The sequence below is a fragment of the Rhodocaloribacter sp. genome (genome assembly GCF_056451265.1).
Genome location: NZ_JBWOPL010000093.1, coordinates 1 through 20,053 on the forward strand (window position 1 = coordinate 1; position 20,053 = coordinate 20,053).

Annotated in this window: 9 protein-coding genes; 4 read left to right on the forward strand and 5 right to left on the reverse strand. The window is 66.9% G+C overall.

Translation table 11 applies throughout. From position 1 onward, the window contains the following. Positions 1-329: 329 nt before the first annotated feature. Both AC1HIY_RS15200 and AC1HIY_RS15205 read right to left on the reverse strand, forming a co-directional pair. Positions 330-1,697 (reverse strand): NAD-dependent succinate-semialdehyde dehydrogenase, encoded by a 1,368-nt coding sequence (locus AC1HIY_RS15200; protein ID WP_479577658.1) that lies wholly within the window; start codon positions 1,695-1,697, stop codon positions 330-332. A gap of 622 nt (positions 1,698-2,319) precedes the next feature. Continuing rightward, a complete protein-coding gene (locus AC1HIY_RS15205) occupies positions 2,320-4,797 on the reverse strand; it encodes a TonB-dependent receptor domain-containing protein (protein WP_479577650.1) in 2,478 nt (825 codons plus the stop codon). A 567-nt stretch (positions 4,798-5,364) separates the two neighbouring features. Here AC1HIY_RS15205 and AC1HIY_RS15210 point away from each other — a divergent pair. From AC1HIY_RS15210 to AC1HIY_RS15225, 4 genes are all read left to right on the forward strand, one after another. Beyond that, entirely contained in the window at positions 5,365-8,682 is a 3,318-nt protein-coding gene (locus AC1HIY_RS15210) for a SusC/RagA family TonB-linked outer membrane protein (protein WP_479577651.1), read from the forward strand. Between the two features lie 62 nt (positions 8,683-8,744). Next, the gene (locus AC1HIY_RS15215) at positions 8,745-10,340 is read left to right on the forward strand and encodes a SusD/RagB family nutrient-binding outer membrane lipoprotein (RefSeq protein WP_479577652.1); all 1,596 of its coding nucleotides are present in this window, start codon (positions 8,745-8,747) and stop codon (positions 10,338-10,340) included. Positions 10,341-10,551: 211 nt separating this feature from the next. Then, positions 10,552-13,929, forward strand: coding sequence for an FG-GAP-like repeat-containing protein (locus AC1HIY_RS15220; protein ID WP_479577653.1), 3,378 nt, complete (start codon positions 10,552-10,554; stop codon positions 13,927-13,929). 7 nt (positions 13,930-13,936) lie between these two features. Next, on the forward strand, positions 13,937-16,522 hold the full coding sequence (locus AC1HIY_RS15225; RefSeq protein WP_479577654.1) for a family 20 glycosylhydrolase: 2,586 nt from the start codon (positions 13,937-13,939) through the stop codon (positions 16,520-16,522). Positions 16,523-16,921: 399 nt separating this feature from the next. Here AC1HIY_RS15225 and AC1HIY_RS15230 read toward each other — a convergent pair whose 3' ends face one another. The 3 genes from AC1HIY_RS15230 to AC1HIY_RS15240 form a co-directional block, all read right to left on the reverse strand. After that, positions 16,922-17,350: a hypothetical protein gene (locus AC1HIY_RS15230; protein ID WP_479577655.1), complete on the reverse strand. Its 429-nt coding sequence runs from the start codon at positions 17,348-17,350 to the stop codon at positions 16,922-16,924. A gap of 130 nt (positions 17,351-17,480) precedes the next feature. Next, positions 17,481-17,753, reverse strand: a complete 273-nt coding sequence (locus AC1HIY_RS15235) for a DUF2164 domain-containing protein (protein WP_479577656.1) — start codon at positions 17,751-17,753, stop codon at positions 17,481-17,483. 75 nt (positions 17,754-17,828) lie between these two features. Next, the coding region (locus tag AC1HIY_RS15240; RefSeq protein WP_479577657.1) for an FtsX-like permease family protein at positions 17,829-20,053 on the reverse strand (2,225 nt) is incomplete at its 5' end.

The following is a 20,053-nucleotide window of genomic DNA, read 5'->3' on the forward strand; positions in this document are numbered from 1 at the left end:
CTTTGAACCCACCGAAACCGCTTCGATTCCCCCTCACCCCGGCCCTCCGAGAGAGCAGGATACCATGAATCTCTCCCGAAAGAGCAATGCCTTTCCTTGCGAGGCTAGGTGTTGACTGTTTCAAGCAAAAAACGCCCATTGAAGCGTGCTGGAGGTCTTTTCGGCAAGCGGTTCGTCTTTGTCGCAAGGGTGAAGGTAAGAGTGCGGAGCGCCTGCCGTGTTGCGAAAACACAGGGGCGAGGTATGAAATGACGGTGTCATTTCTCACGGATCAATGCCATTGCCCCCCCTATCCCGCCCGAATACGCACTACGAAATACGGAACACCTTCACTTCACGTACACCGTCTTGAGATTGACGAACTCCTTGATGCCCGGCTCGGCCAGTTCGCGTCCGTAGCCGCTCTCCTTGACGCCCCCGAAAGGCAGGCGCGGGTCGGAACGGACGAAGGTGTTCACGAAACAGCTTCCGGCTTCGAGTTCCTCCACGGCGATGCGCCGCCCCCGCGCCACGTCGGCGGTGAAGACTGCCGCGCCAAGGCCAAACACGGTGTCGTTCGCCACGCGGATGGCCTCGGCTTCGTCGCGTACGGGGAGGACGGCGGCCACGGGACCGAACAGCTCTTCGTCGTACGCGGGCATGCCCGGCTTCACGTCGGTGAGCACGGTGGGCGGATAGAACGCGCCCGGCCCCTCGGGCAGTGTGCCTCCGAGCAGGAGCCGCGCGCCGCGGGCAAGGCTCTCGGTCACCTGCCGGTGCAGTTCGTCGCGGAGGTCCACGCGCGCCTGCGGACCGACGTCGGTGACTTCGTCCAGCGGGTCGCCCATCGTGCGCGCCCGCATCCGCGCCACGAAGCGCTGCTCAAACGCCTCCCGCACCGCCTCGACGACCACAAAGCGCTTGGCGGCGATGCAACTTTGTCCGGAGTTGATGAGCCGGCTCGTCACGCATGCCTCGACGGTCGGGCCGAGGTCGGCGTCTTCGAGCACGACGTACGGATCGCTGCCGCCGAGTTCGAGCACAGTTTTCTTCACCGCGCCGCCCGCCGCGCGTGCCACGGCCTTCCCTGCCGGGGTGCTCCCCGTCAGCGTGACGGCCTTCACGACCGGATGCCGAATGACGTCCTCCACCCGCCCGCTCGGGATGAGGAGGGTGCGAAAAAGGTTCTCAGGGAAGCCCGCCTCGCGGAAGACGGCCTCGATGGCGAGGGCGCATCCCGGGACGTTCGAGGCATGTTTGAGCACCCCCGCATTGCCCGCCATGAGGTTCGGCGCGGCAAAGCGGAAGACCTGCCAGAACGGGAAGTTCCACGGCATCACGGCGAGCACGACGCCGAGCGGCCGGTGCGTCACGAAGCTCTCCGAGGCGTCCGTCGTCACGGGAACGTCGGCGAGGAAGCGGGCCGCGTGTTCGGCATAATAGTCGCACACCCACGCGCATTTTTCCGCCTCGGCGCGCCCCTCGCGCACCGGCTTGCCCATCTCTTCGGCCATGAAGGTGGCGAACGTCCCGGCGCGCGCGCGAAGGAGGCGGGCCGCCTCGCGCATCCGCTCGGCCCGGTCGGTCAGGGAAACACGACGCCACGCTTTTTGTGCGGCATCGACGGCGCGGAGGATGCGCTCCACGTCGGCATCCGTATGCGCCTCATAGGTCCGGAGCGTCGCTCCGGTGGCGGGGTTGATCGAGACGATGGCCATGACGTTGTCCGGGGAATGTGCCGTCTTTTCCGGCATTCGAGAGACAGAGGAACGACAAATATACGCTCGCAACCCGTCAAGATCCGCCCCCATACGCGCGCGACCCCGGTTCGGGCGCATGCCGGCATGCACGGTTGCCCCGCATGGGGAACGTGCAAGGCTTCAATAGTCGTCGATAGTGACCGGGTAACGGGGCTTGCCCCGGCGCGGCATACGCGGAAACGTGCAATTGGTCATGCGCCGGTCGAGAGGAGGGGCTTCCCGATCGCCCCTGCAAACTCAAACGATACCCCTCCGACCCCTACGGGGCCACCTCCCCTTCATAAGGGGAGGATCTCCAACGCCTGCATGAACCGCCCCCGACTCCTCCAATCAACCTGTTCCATAACCCTCCCTCCCGGCAAGGGGGGCGCATGGAGACATGCACAGTTGTCCCGCATGGGGAACGTGCAAGGCTTCAAAAGTCGTCGATAGTGACCGGGTAACGGGACTTGCCCCGGCGCGGCATACGCGGAAACGTGCAATTGGTCATGCGTGCCGCCGGTGCGCCCATTTTCCCACAAAAAAGCCCGCCTCCGGGGGTTCCGGAAGCGGGCGGTCGGCCTCCCGGAGGCGGGGGCCGTCAGAAGAGCGTTTTGACGCCGAGGAGGAACGTGCGCGGAAGGCCGGGCCGGACGCCGGCGGGGCGACGCGCCACGATGTACGCGGCGTCCGTCACGTTGCGCAGGGCGGCGAAGAGCTTCACGTGCCATGAGAGCCTCACATCCGCCGAAGCGTCGAGGACGAAGTGGGCGTCGGTGCTCTCGGCTTCGAGGAACGCGCCGTGCCCGGCGGTGGTGCGCATCCGGCTGACGTACCGACCTTTGAGGTTCACACCGAAGCGCGCCGCTTCGACGCCAAGGCCGAGGGAGAGCTGATGACGCGGGAGGTACGGCAGCTCGTCGCCTTTCTCCACCGTGCCCCATCCCTCGAAATCACTCTCGAAGCTGTTCCCGAAGGTGGCTTTCGTGAGGGTGTAGGAAAGCGAGAAGGGTATGCTGAAACGGGTCTTCGCGGCGCGCCCGAGGTCATACCCGAGCGCCAGTTCGAAGCCGCGCGCGTGCACGGCGCCGCCGTTGAACTGATCGCCGGAGCCGGAGCCTCCGCTCGCCGCCAGATCAGAGCCGAGGAGGTTGCCGTAATCGTTGAAGAAGAGGACGCCCTCGGCGTGGAAGCCCGCGTGGCGCACCCGCGCGCCCGCCTCATAGTTGACGCTCGCTTCCGGCTTCGTGCCCTCCTTCGAGCCCGGCGGCGCAAACCCCCGGTGCACCCCCGCGAAGGCGCTGACCGCGCGCGTGAAGGCATAGTCGACGCCGACGCCGGGGATGACCACCGAGACCGTGTTGGCCCGCGTGGCGAGGTCCACACCCGTGCGCGCGGGGTCGTTCTTCCCGTAGTCCTCGCGCCGGATGGTGATGTGTTCGACGCGCACCCCGGGGATCGCCGTCAGTCGCCCGGTCTTGAGCCGGTATTGGGCGTACGCCGCCACCGCCCGCGCCGTCTCCACACGGTTGCTCTCCGTGCCGGGCGTGCCCGCCTGCGTCGGCTCCATCACCCCGCCGTCCATGCGGTAGAGGTCCACCCACTGAAAGCGGTCGATCTGATCCTCGTGCACGCGCAGGCCGAGTTCCACTTCATGCGAAAGGTTCTCCGTCCCGAACTGAACTCCGACGATGGTCTGCACGCCCCGCGCATAGTACGAGCGGTTGTTCGCCTTCATTTCGAGCGCGTTGTCGTTCGGACTCGAAGCGCCCGTCAGAATGGCGTACTCCTCGGCAAAGCGCTCCGGGTCGGCCAGGAGCGCGCCGATCTTCACGCGGTCGCCGTCTTCGGAGGCGCGGACGCGGTCAAGTTTATACCAGTTTCGGGAGAAATCGGTGCGATAGAGCGTCGTCGTGACGTCCACGCCGTCGAAGGGGCGGATGACGTGGCGGAGCATGTACTGCTCGTGCTCGGTGTTCATCACGTCGCGCTGCGAGGCGGCATAGCGACGGACGGGGTTGCGGGCGAAGTCGGCGTCGGTCAGCCCGAGGTACGTTTCGTCCGACGTTTCCGTGGCCCGCCCGAGCTTGAACGTGAGCGCCTGATACACGCGCGCGTCCGGGTTCGTGTTGAGGCGCAGTTTGGCGAGGAAGTCCTTTTTGTCGAAGCCCGTATCGCCGCCGCCGTCGAGTTCCTTGAAGCCGTCGCTCCGGCCCTGATAGGCCTCGACGAGGAAGCCGACGTTGGCGTACGAATCGCCGAGGTAGGCGTGCACGGTGCGTCCCCGGTCCTCGCCCGCGAGCACGTCGAGCCGGCCCGAGAACGTCTCGGGGATGGCCGTCGAGATCAGGTTGAGCGCGCCGCCGGTGGTGTACGGGCCGTACTTGATCTGGCTCGATCCTTTGCGCACCTCGATGCCCTGCATGCGCCCGGCCGTCGGGAAGTAGTACGCGGCAGGGGCGGCGTACGGGGCGGGGGCCATGAGCACGCCGTCCTCCATCACGGTGATCTTCGAGCTCCGCTCCGAACCCGAGCCGCGCAGGCCGATGTTCGGCCGCAGGCCGTAGCCGTCCTCCTCCTGAATGTTGACGCCCGGAACGTCCTGAAGGATGCGCCCGATGTCGTTGAAGCTGAAGCGTTCGAGGTCGCGCGGCGAGAGGTAGTGCGCCGAGCCGGGGATGCCTTCGATACCGCGCCGCCCGCCGGTCATCGTCACGCGGCGCACGACGATCTCGTCGAGGTCGATGGGCCGTTCATCGAGGATGAGGACGAGTTCCACCGTCTCGCCCGCCCGCACGGTCACCGTGCGGCGGGTGGTCTCGAAGCCGAGCATCCGGGCCGCGAGCACCTGCGTGCCCTCTGGCGCACCCGTGATGACGAACGAGCCGTCGGCGCCGGTGGCCGCCCCCACGCTCGTCCCCTCGACGTATACGTTGACGCCCGCCAGCGGCTCTTCCAGCGTCGCATCCACCACGACGCCGCGTATCTCTCCCGTCTGCGCCCATACGAGGCCGGGCAGCAGCACAAGGGCCGCCCAGACCGCCGACCGCCTGAAATGCCTGACGAAATCGATGTTCATAAGAGAATTCCCTCGATGATTGGGTGGTCGAATCCCGCGCGGGCGCTTCTCCTTAGATTGGCCCTCGGGGCGTCCCGCGCTTATTTAGATCGAATCTACGATCTTATTTAGATTAAGTCCAGATTAAAAAGATTGATCTCATCGAGATTTCGAACGCCGCCGCGTGTGGAGCGCCGAGAGGCCTTATTTCCCTCCCCGCGCGCCCGGCCCGGGTTCCGCGGCCTCTCTGGAAATGCTGATTTTTCATGGCGTTCGACGGCTCTTTCTCCGACTCATTCTGCGCCGCCGCACCACTGGAAGCGATTCCAATTATGGGCTGGAACCGGTTCCAAAGTCCCCCTCTGCCTTTCCCCGGCTCCTTCATAGCATTATCATATTATTAATCCCACGTGCCCATCCTCCGCAGGCGCGCCGCTGCGCCGCGTCCCCCCTCCAAGCATTCCCGCCTGGCCGTCGGGCGAGTGGGTCGGCAGGGCATCTTCACTCCCATATTTTCTCTCAGGCACTATGAAGAGCAGAGACCGTCGGCAACTTCTACCTCCTTCTCTGAGGACGCTCGTCCATCGCATGAGCGTGCTCGCGTTCCTTCTGGCGGCAGGCCTGACCTCCGCCCAGGCCCAACCGTTCGAGGTCCACGGGACCGTGCTTGCGGCAGCGGATGAGATCCCGCTCGCCGGTGTCAACGTCGTCGAGGTCGGCACGCTCAACGGCACCGCCACGGCTCCCGACGGCACGTTCTCGCTCACGGTGAGCAGTCCCAACGCCTCGTTGACCGTGTCCTTCGTCGGTTTTCTGACGCAGACCGTTCCCGTCAACGGGCAATCGGAGTTGACGATTCGGCTGGAAGAGGACGTAGCGGCCCTGGAAGAAGTTGTCGTCACGGCATTTGGCATCGAGCGCCAGGAGCGCGCCGTGGGGTTCTCGGTGGGCAAGGTAGACGGCGAGGATTTACGGGAGGCGCGAGAGAACAACGTCGCGCTCTCGCTCTCGGGTAAGGTAGCCGGCGTGGTGGTGAGCAAGCCCGCCTCGGGGCCGGGCGGCTCGAGCCGCGTCATTATCCGGGGCAACACGTCGCTCGAAGGCAACAACCAGCCGCTCTACGTGATCGACGGCGTCCCGATTGACAACAGCAACCTGGGCAGCGCCGGCATGTGGGGTGGTCAGGACCTCGGCGACGGCATCTCCAGCATCAACCCGGACGACATCGAGAACATCTCCGTGCTCAAGGGTCCGGCGGCGGCGGCCCTCTACGGCACGCGCGCCCAGAACGGCGTCATCCTCATCACGACGAAAACCGGCAAGAAGTCCGGTCTCGGCGGCATCGGCGTCGAGTACAACGCCAACGTCACGTTCGAGGACGTGCTCGTCCGGTACGATTTCCAGGAAGCATACGGCCAGGGCGCGCGCGGGCAGAAGCCCGCGTCACAGGATCAGGCGTTGAGTCAGGCGTTCAGTTCCTGGGGCGCGCAGCTCGATGGTTCGCCCGCGGTGCAGTTCGACGGCGTGGCGCGTCCGTACGCCGCCGTCGGCAGCAACATGGACCGGTTCTACGAGTCGGCCGTCACGAACACGAACACCCTCTCGCTCAACGGAAGCATTCAGAACACCGCGATCCGGGCTTCTTTCTCCCGTCTCAACAGCGAGAGCATCGTGCCCAACTCCGGCCTGGAACGCTACACCGTTTCGTTGCGCGGAACGTCCACCTTTGGCAGCCGCCTTTCGTCCGACGTCAAGGTGAACTACATCCGGGACAACACGAACAACCGCAGCGAACTCAGCGACGCGCCGCGCAATGCCAACTGGACGGTTGCTTTTCTTCCGCCCAACGTGAACGTGGCGTCGATGAAGCCCGGCTACTGCGTGGGCGACCCCGATCCCAACAAGCCGATTTGCCCGCAGGGGCTCGATGAGAACGCCGAGTTTCGCATCAGCGAGAGCGTCTTCCAGCAGAACCCGTACTGGTCCGCGCTCAAGTTCACCGCCGACGACACGAAGGACCGCATCATCGGCCACGCCCTGCTCAGCTACAAGCTGCTCGACTGGCTCACGGTGCAGGGACGCGTGGGGCAGGACTGGTACAAGATGCGTCGCACGCGGGTGCAGCCTTTCGGCACCGCCTTCATCCCGAAAGGCTCCATCAACGAGGTGGACTGGACGGTGCAGGAGCGGAACTACGACTTCCTCTTCACCGCCAAACGGCCGCTGATCAAGGATCTCGAACTCAACGCCTCCTTCGGCGGCAACAAGCTGGAGCGGTCGTTCGAGCAGCTCAGCCTCAACGGAAGCAGCTTCAGCATCCCCGGCCTCGAAACGATCTCGAACGCCGCGCAGACGAGCAACGGCTTCGGCGTCTCGAAGAAGGAGATCAACTCGCTCTACGGCTCGGCGGAATTCGCCTATCAGAACTACCTCTTCCTGACGCTCACGGCGCGCAACGACTGGTCCTCGACGCTGCCGGTGCAAAACAACTCCTACTTTTACCCCTCGGTCAGCGCCAGCTTCGTCTTCACGGACGCCTTCAAGCTGCCGGCGTGGTTCACCTACGGCAAGGTGCGCGGATCGGTGGCGGAAGTCGGCGGCGACACCGACCCGTACCGCCTCAGCCTGACCTATGCCCTGGGCAATTTCACGCATCAGGGGCAGCCCGTGGGCCGCATCGCGCAGACCGCCATCCCGCTGGCGGACCTCAAGCCGTCCTCGCACGTCGGCTGGGAAGTCGGCTTCGACACGCGCCTCTTCGACAACCGGGTCGGCGTGGACTTCACCTACTACAGCGCCGAGACGAGCAACCAGATCCTCAGCACCACCGTGCCCGTCACGACCGGCTACAGTTCGAAGATCATCAACGCCGGTTCGATCGAGAACCGGGGCGTCGAGTTGCTGCTCAACCTGACGCCGGTTCGGACGCCGAACATGCGCTGGGACATCGACACCAACTTCGCCCGCAACATCAGCAAGGTCACCCAGTTGCTGGGCAATCCGGGCTGCGCGGCCCCCTTCCCGCCGGAGACGCTCGACTGCACGCAGTTCCTCGGCGTGCTCAGCCTCGGCGGGCAATCGCGCATCGCCAGCGGCAGGACCATGGGTGTTTTCGCCGAAGTGGGCGAACCCTACGGCATCATCAAGGGCTTCAAGTATGCCCGCGACGCCAACGGCAACATCATCCTCGACGACGCCGGGTTGCCCGTGCAGGGAGCCTTTGAGATCCTCGGGGACGGCAACCCCGACTGGACGGCGGGCATCACGAACACCTTCCGCTACAAGAACCTCACGGTGAGCGCTCTGCTCGACATCAGCGTGGGCGGGGAGATCTTCTCCGGCACGAACGCGCAGGCCTATGCCTCCGGGCTTCACAAGAACACGCTCCCCGGCCGGGCCGAATGCGACGCCGCCGGATGGGCCGAACCCTGCTGGACGCCCTCGGGCGTGGTCTTCCCCGACGGCGTGCCCTTCGAAATCGGCGACAAGGGGCGGGACGGTCTCGGCCCCGGCGACGAGGGCTACTCCGGCCCGGACGAGGGCGAAGCCAACGGGCAGACGCGCGAGGTCTTTGAGGCCGGATCCCCCAATACGACGAAAGTCTTCCCCGAAGATTATTACGGACGCGTCGTCGGCCAGATCGCCGAAGAGTTCGTCTACGACGCCTCGTACGTCAAGCTGCGCCAGCTTCAGGTGAGCTTCCGCCTGCCCACACGCTGGCTCGTCCGCTCCCCGATCCGCATGGCGACCTTCTCGCTGGTGGGCCGCAACCTGCTGATCCTTCACAAGAACATTCCCAACGTCGACCCCGAGTCGAACCTCAACGTCGGGAACGCGCAGGGCACCGAACTGGCGGGCGTCCCGCAGGTCCGAAGCATCGGCTTCAACCTGAACCTGCGATTCTAACTGCCCTCTCACGCCCGCCCTGCCTTACGTTTGAACGCAAAAGGATCTCGACTATGAATAGCATGAGCACAGCCCCGAAATACGCGATCTTCCTCGCGCTCGCCCTCCTGCTCCTGCCGGCCTGCGACCAGGACAGCCGCTTCGCCGAACTGAACACGAACCCGACGCAGGCCAGCTCCATCCCGCCGGAGTTCCTCTTCACCACGGCTGAACTGGCTACGGCAGGCACCCGCTACGAACAGTGGCGCTCGAACCTGATCTATCCCGAAGCCATGATCCAGCATCTGGCCGAGACGTGGTACACCGGCGACAAATACACCACCAACGCCGACTGGCTCTCGGCGCTGTGGACCGTCTCGTACAACGGCAACGGCGACGGACAGCGCGCTCCGATCAAGCTGCTGACGGACCTGATCTATAACAACGTAGACCCCGACTGCCGCGAAACGCAGGAGATCTTTACCGAGTGCCCGCCCGCTCCGGCGACCAACGTCAACAAGGTCGCCGCCGCGCGGATGCTGCGCGTGTTCGTCTTTCAGCGCCTGACGGACATGTACGGGGATCTGCCCTACTTCGAGGCCGGGCTCGGCTTCCTCCGGAGCAACATCGCGCCCGCTTTCGACACGCAGGACGTCATTTACGCCGACCTGCTCAAGGAACTGGAGCAGGCCGTGGCCATGCTCGACCCGACGTTCCCCACCTACGGCGCGGCGGACGTCATCTATCAAGGCGACGTGGAGAAGTGGCGGCGCTTCGGGAACTCGCTCATGCTTCGCCTGGCGATGCGGCTGGTCAAACGGGATGCCGGAATGGCCCAGCAGTGGGCCCAGAAAGCCATCTCCGGCGGCGTCATGGAAAGTAACGACGACGTCTTCATGGTGCGGCACGAACGCGGCGGCAGCGAAGGCCCCAACGGCCTCAACACCAACGGCGTCGGGGAGGTGCTCTCGAGCTTCGGACGCCCGAAGTGCACCAGAACCTTCGTCGATATGCTTAAATCCTCCGCCGACCCCCGCCTCACCGTCTTCTGCGGCGTCGGCGGCGCCCTGACGCCCCTCGAAGCCCAGAAAGGCATGCCCGGCGGCAACAGCTCCACCACCATCGAAGACCCGAACTGGCCCTGGCACGACCCGGACTTCACCAGCTTTGCCGACTATTCGGTTCCGACGGACTGGGTCAGCAGCAAGACCGCTCCGACCTTCCTCCTGACCTATGCCGAGACCGAGTTCCTCCGCGCCGAGGCTTCCGTCCGGTGGGGCATCGCCGGAGATGCGGCCACGCATTACGCCAACGGCGTGCGCGCCTCGATGGAGCACCTCGCATTTTACGAAGGCGCACCGGCCATCACCGCCGACGAGATCGACGCCTATCTGGCGGCCAACCCGTACGATGCGGGCCGCGCGCTCGAACAGATCAACACGCAGATCTGGATCACCGCTTTCCTTCAGGGCCATGAGGCCTGGGCCAACTGGCGACGCAGCGGCTTCCCGGCGCTCGAACCCGTCAACTGGCCCGGCAACGTGACCAACGGGCAGATCCCCCGGCGTCTCGGCTTCTGGGGAGACATGGTCCTTAACCCCAACGCGCAGGCCGCCCTCGAACGCCAGGGACTCTCCGGCCAGTTCGACCTCTCCACCCCCGTCTGGTGGGACCAGTAGCCATTGTCAGGCCCTCCGCGAAAGCCTGGCTGGCGGGATGCGAAAGAGTGGGTCGGGGGAAACCTGGCTCACTCTTTTGCTTTCTCATGAGCGCACGCCGTTTCTTTCCGTCCGGCCGGCCGCGCCTGAGCAATCCATTGTGCGTGAACGCTGCCGCACGCGCCATGAGCTCCGCCACGGCTCATCCCGTGGAAGCCGTTCGACGTTTCACATGCGCCCTCCTCGTCCCTCAAGGCTGTTCTTCCCGCCCCGGAAGCCCGGGCGACGCCGCGCCGTCCGGCTCGCCTTCGCGCTCGTCCTTGGCCTCTCGGCCTGCGCCTCCCCCGCGCCATCGCCCGAGACCCCCCTCTTCTCCCGCGTGCCCGCCGGAGCTTCCGGCGTCGCTTTCGTCAACCGGATCGTCGAGGATGAGGGCTTCAACGTGCTCGAGTACGAGTATTTCTACAACGGAGGAGGCGTGGCCGTGGGCGACGTCGACGACGACGGTCGGCCCGACCTCTTTTTCACCGCGAACATGGGACCGAACCGCCTCTACCTCAACCGGGGCGGCTTCGTCTTCGAGGACGTCACCGAGCGCGCGGGGCTGGCCGAGACCGCCGCCACGTGGGACACCGGCGTCGCCATGGCCGACGTCAACGGCGACGGCCGGCTCGACCTCTACGTCTGCCGCTCCGGGCGCGTCTCCGAGGAGCGCCGACGCAATGCCCTCTTCCTGAACAACGGCGACGGAACCTTCTCCGAGCGCGCCGCCGAATACGGCCTCGACGACCCCGCCTTTTCCACCCACGCCGCCTTCTTCGACTACGACCGCGACGGCGACCTCGACCTCTACCTCCTCAACCACCCCATCCGACGCCTCACCCGCTTCGACGTCGCCCTCCTCAAACAACAGCGCGACCCCCTCGCCGGAGACAAGCTCTACCGGAACGACGGCGGACGCTTCACCGACGTCAGCGCCGAGGCGGGCATCTTCGGCAATCCCATCGGCTTCGGCCTCAGCGTCTCCGTGAGCGACCTCAACGACGACGGTTGGCCCGACCTCTTCGTCGCAAACGATTACGTGGAGGATGATTACCTCTACCTCAACAACGGCGACGGAACCTTCTCCGAGCGCATCCGCGAAGCGCTCGCCCACTCGTCGTATTCCTCCATGGGCGCCGACGCCGCCGACTACGACAACGACGCCCGCCCGGACCTCTTCACGCTCGACATGCTCGCCGAGGACAACCGGCGGCAGAAGCTCCTCAAGGGGCCGGACGACTATGCGCGCTTCGCCATGCGGCAACGCTTCGGCTATCACCCGCAGTACATGCGCAACATGCTTCAGCGGAACAACGGCAACGGCACCTTCAGCGAGATCGGGCAGATGGCCGGCGTCTCGAACACGGACTGGAGCTGGGCGCCGCTCCTGGCCGACTTCGACGGCGACGGATGGAAGGACCTCTTCGTCACGAACGGGTACCTGCGGGACTATACGAACCTCGACTTCCTCGCCACGCTCGACCGCGCCCTCCGGGAGGCGAAAACGCACGGACGCCCGCTCGACCCGCTCGCGCTCGTCCGGCAGATGCCCTCCACGCCGCTTCCCAACTATGCCTTCCGAAACAACGGCGACGGCACGTTCGAGAACCGTTCCGAAGCCTGGGGCCTCGCCGACTCCGGCTTCTCGAACGGCGCCGCGTATGCCGACCTCGACGGCGACGGCGACCTCGACCTCGTGGTCAACAACGTCAACGCCGAGGCATCGATCTATGAGAACCACGCCGAGCGATACGCCGACCGGCATCACCTCACCGTGCGGCTCGACGGCCCGCCGGGCAACCGTTTCGGCATCGGCGCGAAGGTGACGCTCGCCACCGACGACGGACGACGCTTCTTTCAGGAGATGAACCCCGGACGCGGCTATCAGTCCACCGTGGCCCCCGAGCTCGTGTTCGGCCTCGGCGCGGCGACGCGCGTCCGGGTGACGGCGACGTGGCCGGACGGAAGGCGGCAAAGCCTCGCCGACGTCGCCGCCGACCGCACGCTCACGCTCCGCCATGCCGACGCCGCCGAACCGCCCGTCGCCCCGCCGCCCGGGGACGAGGCGCCGCCCCTCTTCATGAGGCTTCCCGACGCGCGCGGGCTCGCCTTCACCCACCGCGAGGACCCGTTCGTCGACTTCGAGCGCGAGCCGCTCTTGCCGCACATGCTCTCGCGCCTCGGCCCCGCCCTCGCCCGCGCCGACGTCAACCGCGACGGCCTCCCGGACGTGTTCGTGGGCGGGGCGAAAGGGCAACCCGCCGCCCTCTTCCTTCAGCAAATCGACGGCCGCTTCCGAAACGTACCCATGCCCGCCTTCGAGGCCGACCGCGCCTTCGAGGACGTCGCCGCCCGCTTCTTCGATGCCGACGGCGACGGTGACGGCGACCTCTACGTCGTCTCCGGCGGCGACGACGTGCCGCGCGACGCGCCCGCCTATCAGGACCGGCTGTACGTGAACAACGGCTTCGGCGTGCTCACACGCGCGCCCGACGCCCTTCCCCCGATGCCCGTGAGCGGCGGCGCCGTGGCCCCCCACGACTTCGACGGCGACGGCGACCTCGACCTCTTCGTCGGCGGGCGCGTCCTTCCCGGGCGGTATCCGCTCGCGCCCCGAAGTTATCTCCTCAGGAACGACGGCGCGGGCCATTTTACCGACGTCACCGAGGAAGCCGCCCCGGCCCTCCTCAAGCCCGGCATGGTGACCGCCGTGCTCTGGCGCGACCTCGACGGCGACGGCGCGGCCGAGCTCGTCCTCGCCGGTGAATGGATGCCGCTCCGCGTCTTCCGCGTCCACGACGACCACACCCTCTCCGAGATCACCGAAGCCGCCGGGCTGGACCGGACGAACGGGTGGTGGAACGCCCTCACGGCCGCCGACTTCGACGGCGACGGCGACCTCGACCTCGTGGCGGGCAACCGGGGGCTCAATGCGCCCATGCGCGCCTCGCCCCGCGAGCCCGCCGCCATACACGCCGCCGACTTCGACCGGAACGGCTTCGTCGACGCCGTGATGAGCTATTATATCCACGGCAAACCCTACCCCGTCCCCGCCCGCGACGAACTCCTCGCGCAGATCCCGACCCTCGCCGGGCGCTTCCCGACGTACGCCTCGTATGCCGACGCGACCATCGACGATGTGCTCCCCCGCCGCGAAGCCGTGACGCTCGAAGCCTTCGACTTCGAGACGCGGCTCTTCGAAAACCTCGGCGACGGCACGTTCCGCCCGCGCGCCCTGCCCCTCGAAGCGCAGATCGCGCCGGTCAATGCCCTCATCGCGGCCGACTTCGACCGCGACGGCGCGATGGACGTGCTCATGGCGGGCAACAACTTCAGCGTCCGCCCGCAGTGGGGCGCGTACGATGCCGGGCAGGGGCTGCTCCTTCGCGGGCGCGGCGACGGCACGTTCGAGCCGGTGAGGGCGGCCCGGAGCGGCTTCTTCGTCCCGGGCGAGGTGCGCGGGATGACCGTCGTCCCCACTCCGTCGGGGCCGGTCCTCGTCGCCGCCCACAACGACGCCCCCCTCGCCGTCTTCGCTCTCCTTCTTCCCGACGCCCCGCCCTCCTGAGATGCCCATGCGCCCGATCCTCGTCTGCCTCGTCGGCCTCACGGCCCTCCTCCTCCCCGGCTGCCGTCCCTCTCCCCCCTCCCGAACGGCCCCGATCCGGCTGACGTGGGAGGTGATCGAGAACCGCGGCCCCACCTTTCACGCCGCGCTGACGATGGTCAACGAAGGCCGAGATCCGTGGCCCTCCCACGGGTGGGTGCTCTATTTCAACAGCCTCCGCGCGATCCTCCCCGAGAGCCTCCCACCGACGGTCGAAGTCGCCCACGTCAACGGCGACCTGTTCCGCCTCACCCCCACCGACGTTTTTCCGCCGCTCTTCCCCGGCGACAGCCTCGTGATCCCCTTCGACGCACAGTTCTGGGCCATCAAGGTCTCCGACGCACCGAGCGGTTTCTATTTCGTGGAGGTCGACGAGGCGGGACGCGGCCTTCCGCCGAAGACCGCGCACCGGACCGTGCGTCCGTTCCGTACGGAGCGACAGACGCGCCGGGGCCCCGACGACCGCCTCGAAGCGCCGACGCCCGCCTCCCGCTTTCGCGCCAACGCCGCGCTCCGCCGCCTTCCGCCCTATGCCGTCGACAGGATCACCCCGACGCCCGTGCGCTTCGTCCCCGGCAAGGGACACTTCCCGCTCACCGCCGAGACCATGATCTATTTTGAGAATGGCCTCGCCTCCGAAGCCGACTTCCTCGCCGCCGCCCTCACGCCGCTCCTCGGCGCGCGCCTTCAGACCGTCTCCGGCACGAACGCCGAACCCGGTGCGATCCTCCTCCGCACCGGCGAAGTGACGGTCGAGGGCGCGCCGGGCGGCGGTGAGGCCTATCACCTGACGATCACGCCCGAAAACGTAGAGATCGTGGGCGCGAGCCAGCCGGGCGTCTTTTACGGCATTCAGAGCCTACGCGCGCTCCTCCCCCTCGACGCCTATCGCGAGGCGCGGACGGCGCTCCGCCTCGACGCCGCCACCGTCGAGGACGCGCCCCGCTTCCCGTACCGCGGCTTCCACCTCGACGTGGCCCGCAATTTCCAGTCGAAAGAAGCCGTCCTCCGCCTCCTCGACCTCATGGCTTTTTATAAACTGAACACGTTTCACTTCCACCTGACCGACGACGAAGGATGGCGGCTGGACATCCCTTCGCTCCCCGAGTTGACCGCGGTAGGCGGGCGGCGCGGCCACACGCTCGACGAGCGGGACCGCCTCATCCCTTCGTACGGCTCCGGCCCTTTTCCCGACCGCCCCCCCGGCAGCGGCCACTATTCCCGGGAAGACTTCCTTGAAATCCTCGGGTATGCCCGCGCCCGTCACATCGAGGTCATCCCCGAAATCGACGTGCCGGGGCACGCCCGCGCCGCGATCAAGGCGATGGAGGCCCGGTATGCGCGGCTCATGGCCGGAGGACGCCCCGAGGACGCCGCCGCCTTCCGCCTCCGCGACCCGGACGACGCCTCCACGTACCGCTCCGTGCAGATGTGGGACGACAACGTGATGAACGTATGTCTCCCCTCGACGGACCGCTTCCTCGAAACCGTCTTCGACGAGATCGCGGCGATGTACCACGAGGCCCGGGCGCCCCTGACCACGATCCACATCGGCGGCGACGAGGTGCCCGCCGGCGTGTGGGAAGGCTCGCCCGCCTGCGCCGCCCGCCTCGCCGCCAACCCCGACCTCCACGACGCGCACGACCTGTGGAACGACTTCCTCCGCCGCGTGAGCGACCTCCTGGCCGAGCGCGGTCTGACGACGGCGGGGTGGGAAGAGATCGCCCTCGTCGAACATGCCGAGAACGGCCGGGTCGTGAAGACGCCGAACCCGGCCTTCCTCCACCGCAACTTCCGCCCGTACGTGTGGAACAACGTGTGGGGATGGGGGGCCGAAGATCTGGTCTATAAGCTGGCGAATGCCGGATACGAAGTGGTGATGTCGAACGCGACGAACCTGTATTTCGACCTCGCCTATGACAAGGACCCGGAGGAGGCGGGGCTGTACTGGGCGGGCTTCACCGACACGCGCACGGCGTTCGAGTTCGTTCCGTTCGACCTCTTCCGGAGCGCCCGGACGGATGCGATGGGCCACCCGCTCGATCCCGCCGCCTTCGCCTCCCGTGTGCGCCCCACGGAGGTCGGACGGCGGAACATCCTGGGCCTTCAGGGGCAACTCTGGAGCGAGACGCTCGTCGCGCCGGGGCGCATGGAGTACATGGCTTTCCCGAAGCTTCTCGGTCTGGCCGAGCGCGCCTGGGCGCCCCGCCCTGCCTGGGCGATGATCCCCGACGCCGGGACCCGCGCCCGCGCCCTCGACGCCGCGTGGAACGCCTTTGCCAACCGCCTCGGACAGCGCGAACTGCCCCGCCTCGACCACCTCCACGGCGGCATCGGCTACCGGCTGCCGCCGCCCGGCGCCGTCATCGAAGACGGGAGGCTCCGCGCCAACGCCGCCTTCCCCGGCCTGACGATCCGCTTCACCACCGACGGCTCCGAACCCACCGACACGTCTCCCGCCTTCACCGGCCCCGTCCCCGTCGACGGCCCGGTGAAGCTGCGCACGTTCGACACACGCGGGCGCGGCAGCCGCACCGTCACGGTCGGGGAATAGCGAAAAGCCGGACTACGAGCCCGGCTCGAGGATGAAAGATCGGAGACGGTCGTCTTACAGGCGAAGATCGAAGCGGGCCGTCTCATGTTGCGGCGTCAGAATGTGCTCGTGCCCTTCCTGACGCAGCTGCTTTTTCCAGAAAGATGCAGTCATGGGCGTGTACCCGGTGGGTTTACAATGGCGCCGTCCATGCCAGATTTTCCAGTAATGATCTCCTTTCGCTGTTCACTGAAGAGATCCCGAAACTCGGTCTTGAACAATGCCGCAACATCGTTTAGCAAGTCAGGCCGGTAAAGATCCATCCGGCCCGTGTGACAGGATGACGGATGCGCACACAATCGTTCGATAAGCTGGACGTGATTCCACCGACGGACGCGCCTCGCCGCCGGCTGCCGCGTTTCAGCCGAAGCCGGTGAGCCCCCAGGTCACCATCACGGCGCCCAGACCAGCGGCCAGCGCGGTCGCGATTCCCACGCCCCGCGATCGGATCCAGCCGCTCAGGCCCAGGCTGAGCAACAGCGCATAAAGCCCCAGGATGAACCCCGCGCCGCTGACCGTCCGCGCATGACCGATGGAAGCGCCGGAGGCCACCCGCTCGGGCACGTTCGGCTGAAGCACGACCGCAAGCATCACCGAAGCAATGACCGCGACGATGAAGAGCGTAGCGGCAAAGGCTGTCGCGCCGATGGCCCAGCCCGCGACCTTTTTCGGGGAATCCACCATGAGCAGCGTCGCGAGGAACGTCGCCGCAAAACCACCCAGAAAAGCGCTCAAAAAGGCGATTTGACGTGCAATTTCGGCGAGGTAGTCGAGCGGAAGCGTCTCCATGGAAAGGGCTCGGGAAGGCGGTTCGAAGCGGGGCGGGGCGCGACGGATGCGCGCGGATATGGTAGGGCGGCGCTCCCGATAAAATCAAGACACACGGGATCGGACAGGATGTTGCGAGCATCCCCCTCGCTTATCGCCGTTTCCTCCCGGCCTTCGCTTTCGGCCAGTACGGAAACTCCTCTTCGTACACTTCGAGGTCGAGTTCCATGACGCGCGCTTGCAGGCGCTCCTGTGCATCGGCAACGGCTTTGTTGTATACGCTCGGTCCGATTTCTTTGAGGAAGAAGTCGAGAAGTCCCCCGGCGGCAATGTTGCCGATCGGTTCCTCCATGTGCGCCTGAAAATACTTTGTGAGGGAAGCGAGGGCTGCTTCGCGTTGCTCGGGGTTCAGTTCGATGGCCATCGATGCGTCACAGAAAAGGGATGAAAGAGGAGGTTCGCACAAGCGACGATTCGGGCGAGGGGCGAGGGGCGCCGCTCATTCTTCCCGCAGCGCCCGCGCCGGGTCCGCCCGCGCCATGCGCCACGACGGGTACAGCCCGGCAAGCACCGCCGCGACGAGACCGACGGCGACGGCCTGAAGAAAGATCTCCGGCGCGGCGTCGAACTGGAGGGTCCATCCGAAGGAGCGCTTGTTGATCACAAAGATCAGGACGAGCGCGAGCGTGAAGCCGAGCGGGACCGAGAGCACCCCTGCGATGAAGCCCATCAGCCCCGTCTGCATCGTCACGAAGCGCCGGAGCTGCCGAGGTGTCAGGCCGTTGGCGCGGAGCACGGCGAACTCGCGCGCACGCTCGAGCTGAAGCGCCATCAGCGCGCTGAGCACCCCGACAAAAGCGACGATCACGGCCAGCAATCGCAGCACGATGGTGATGGTGAAGGTGCGGTCGAAGACCTCGAGGGACGCTTCTCGGAGCGCTCGGTTCGAACGGATGAAGACGTCCTGCATCCCCGCCGTGCGGGCGCGGAGCCGGTCCATCAGCGCTTCGAGGTCCTGCCCCGGTTCGGCAAAGAGCGCCACCCCGGAGCGCGCCCGGTCGTCATAATACTGCTCGAAGGTGGCGCGGCTCATCATCACCACGCCCCGGTCCGAAGCATAGTCGTAATACACGCCGCGCACGACGAAGGGCCGCTCCCCGTGGTCGGTTTGAAGCCGGAGTGTGTCTCCGACGCCGACGCCGTGGCGATAGGCATACGGTTCGGAGACGAGGACCGTCACGCCGTCTTCGAAGGCGGGCCAGAGCACGTCCGGGTCGCCATGCTTGAGGCGGAAGGCGTCGGGGGTGCGCGGCCCCGCGTCGAGAGCGACCACGCGGGTCGGCCCCTGCGGGGAGGCTACGTCGAGGCGGCGCACGGAGAAGACCGAGGCCACGCCCGGCGTCTCGGCCAGGCGGCGGACCACCTCGGGCCGGAGGGTCGCGTCGGCCTCTCGGAAGACGAGGCTCGGCGGCTGCACGTAGACGTCGGCCTGCAGGGCATAGCCCAGCCACGTCTCCACCGTCACGCGGAAGCTGTCCACCATCACGCCGACACCGATGGTGGAGGCGAGGGCGATCATGAGCGCGGCCATGGCTACGGCGCTACGGCTGAGCGTGGCGACGATGCCCGAGGCGGCCATGCGCCCGAGCACGCCGAAGGCGCGTCCCATGCCCGGACGCGCCATGCGTGCGAAGCCCGTCACGGCCAGCGGCGTCGCCAGCGCGAAGGCCATGATGAGCGCGAAGAGCGCGGCATAGCTGAGCACGATGCTTCGCCCCGAAAGCAGCAGCAGCCCCAGCCCGCCCAGCCCGAGCGCGAGGCCCCCGAGCGCCAGATGCGGCGCGCGCCGGCGCATCCGCGTCTCCGTCCGGGAGCGCTGAAGCACCGTGCTCGCCGGCGCGGTCGCGGCCTCATAGGCCGGCGCGAGCGAAGCCGCCAGCGTCGCCACAAGGCCGAGCGCCGCGCCCTTTCCGAGCATCCACGGCGAGAGAAAAAGCCGGCGCACCGTCACCACGTAATACAGATCGTTGATCGTCTGCGTGACCAGATGCACGAGCCCCCGCCCCATCACCACCCCGAGCAGGACCCCGATGCCCGTGCCCATCACCCCGATGAAGAACGCCTCGCCGAGCACGAGCCGAAACACCTCGCGCTGCGTCACGCCGAGGGCCCGAAGCCGCCCGATGAGCGGGCGACGCTGCACGACCGAAAAAGTCATCGTATTGTAAATCAGAAACATGCCCACCACGAGGGCAAGCAAGCTGAGCGCCGTCAGATTGAGTTCGAAGGCCCGCGTCATCTGTTCGACGGTCTCCGTGCGGGAGGAGGATCGGACGACCGATGCGCCCGCCGGCAAGGCGGCCCTGATCCGGGCGAGCATGGCCTTTCCCGCCTCCCCTTCGGGCACGATGAGGTCGATCCGGCTGAGGCGACCCGGACGCCCGAAGAGCTCCTGCGCCGTGGCAATGTCGACCACGAGGAGGTTGGCCGTAGCCTGCGCGCTCCGGTCGTCTTCCGCTTCGAGCAGCCCCACGAGGCGGAGCGTCCGTCGCGTCCCCTCCACGCGCACGGCCAGCGTGTCGCCGGGGCCGAGGCCCAGGGTCGCCGCCGTGCGCGCCGCCAAGATCGCCGCCCCCGGCTGCGCCCAGAAAGCGCCCAGGTCCAGCCCCGACGCCCTGGCGGCATACGGGCGGAACGGCCCCACGGCGGGGGGATCGATGCCGA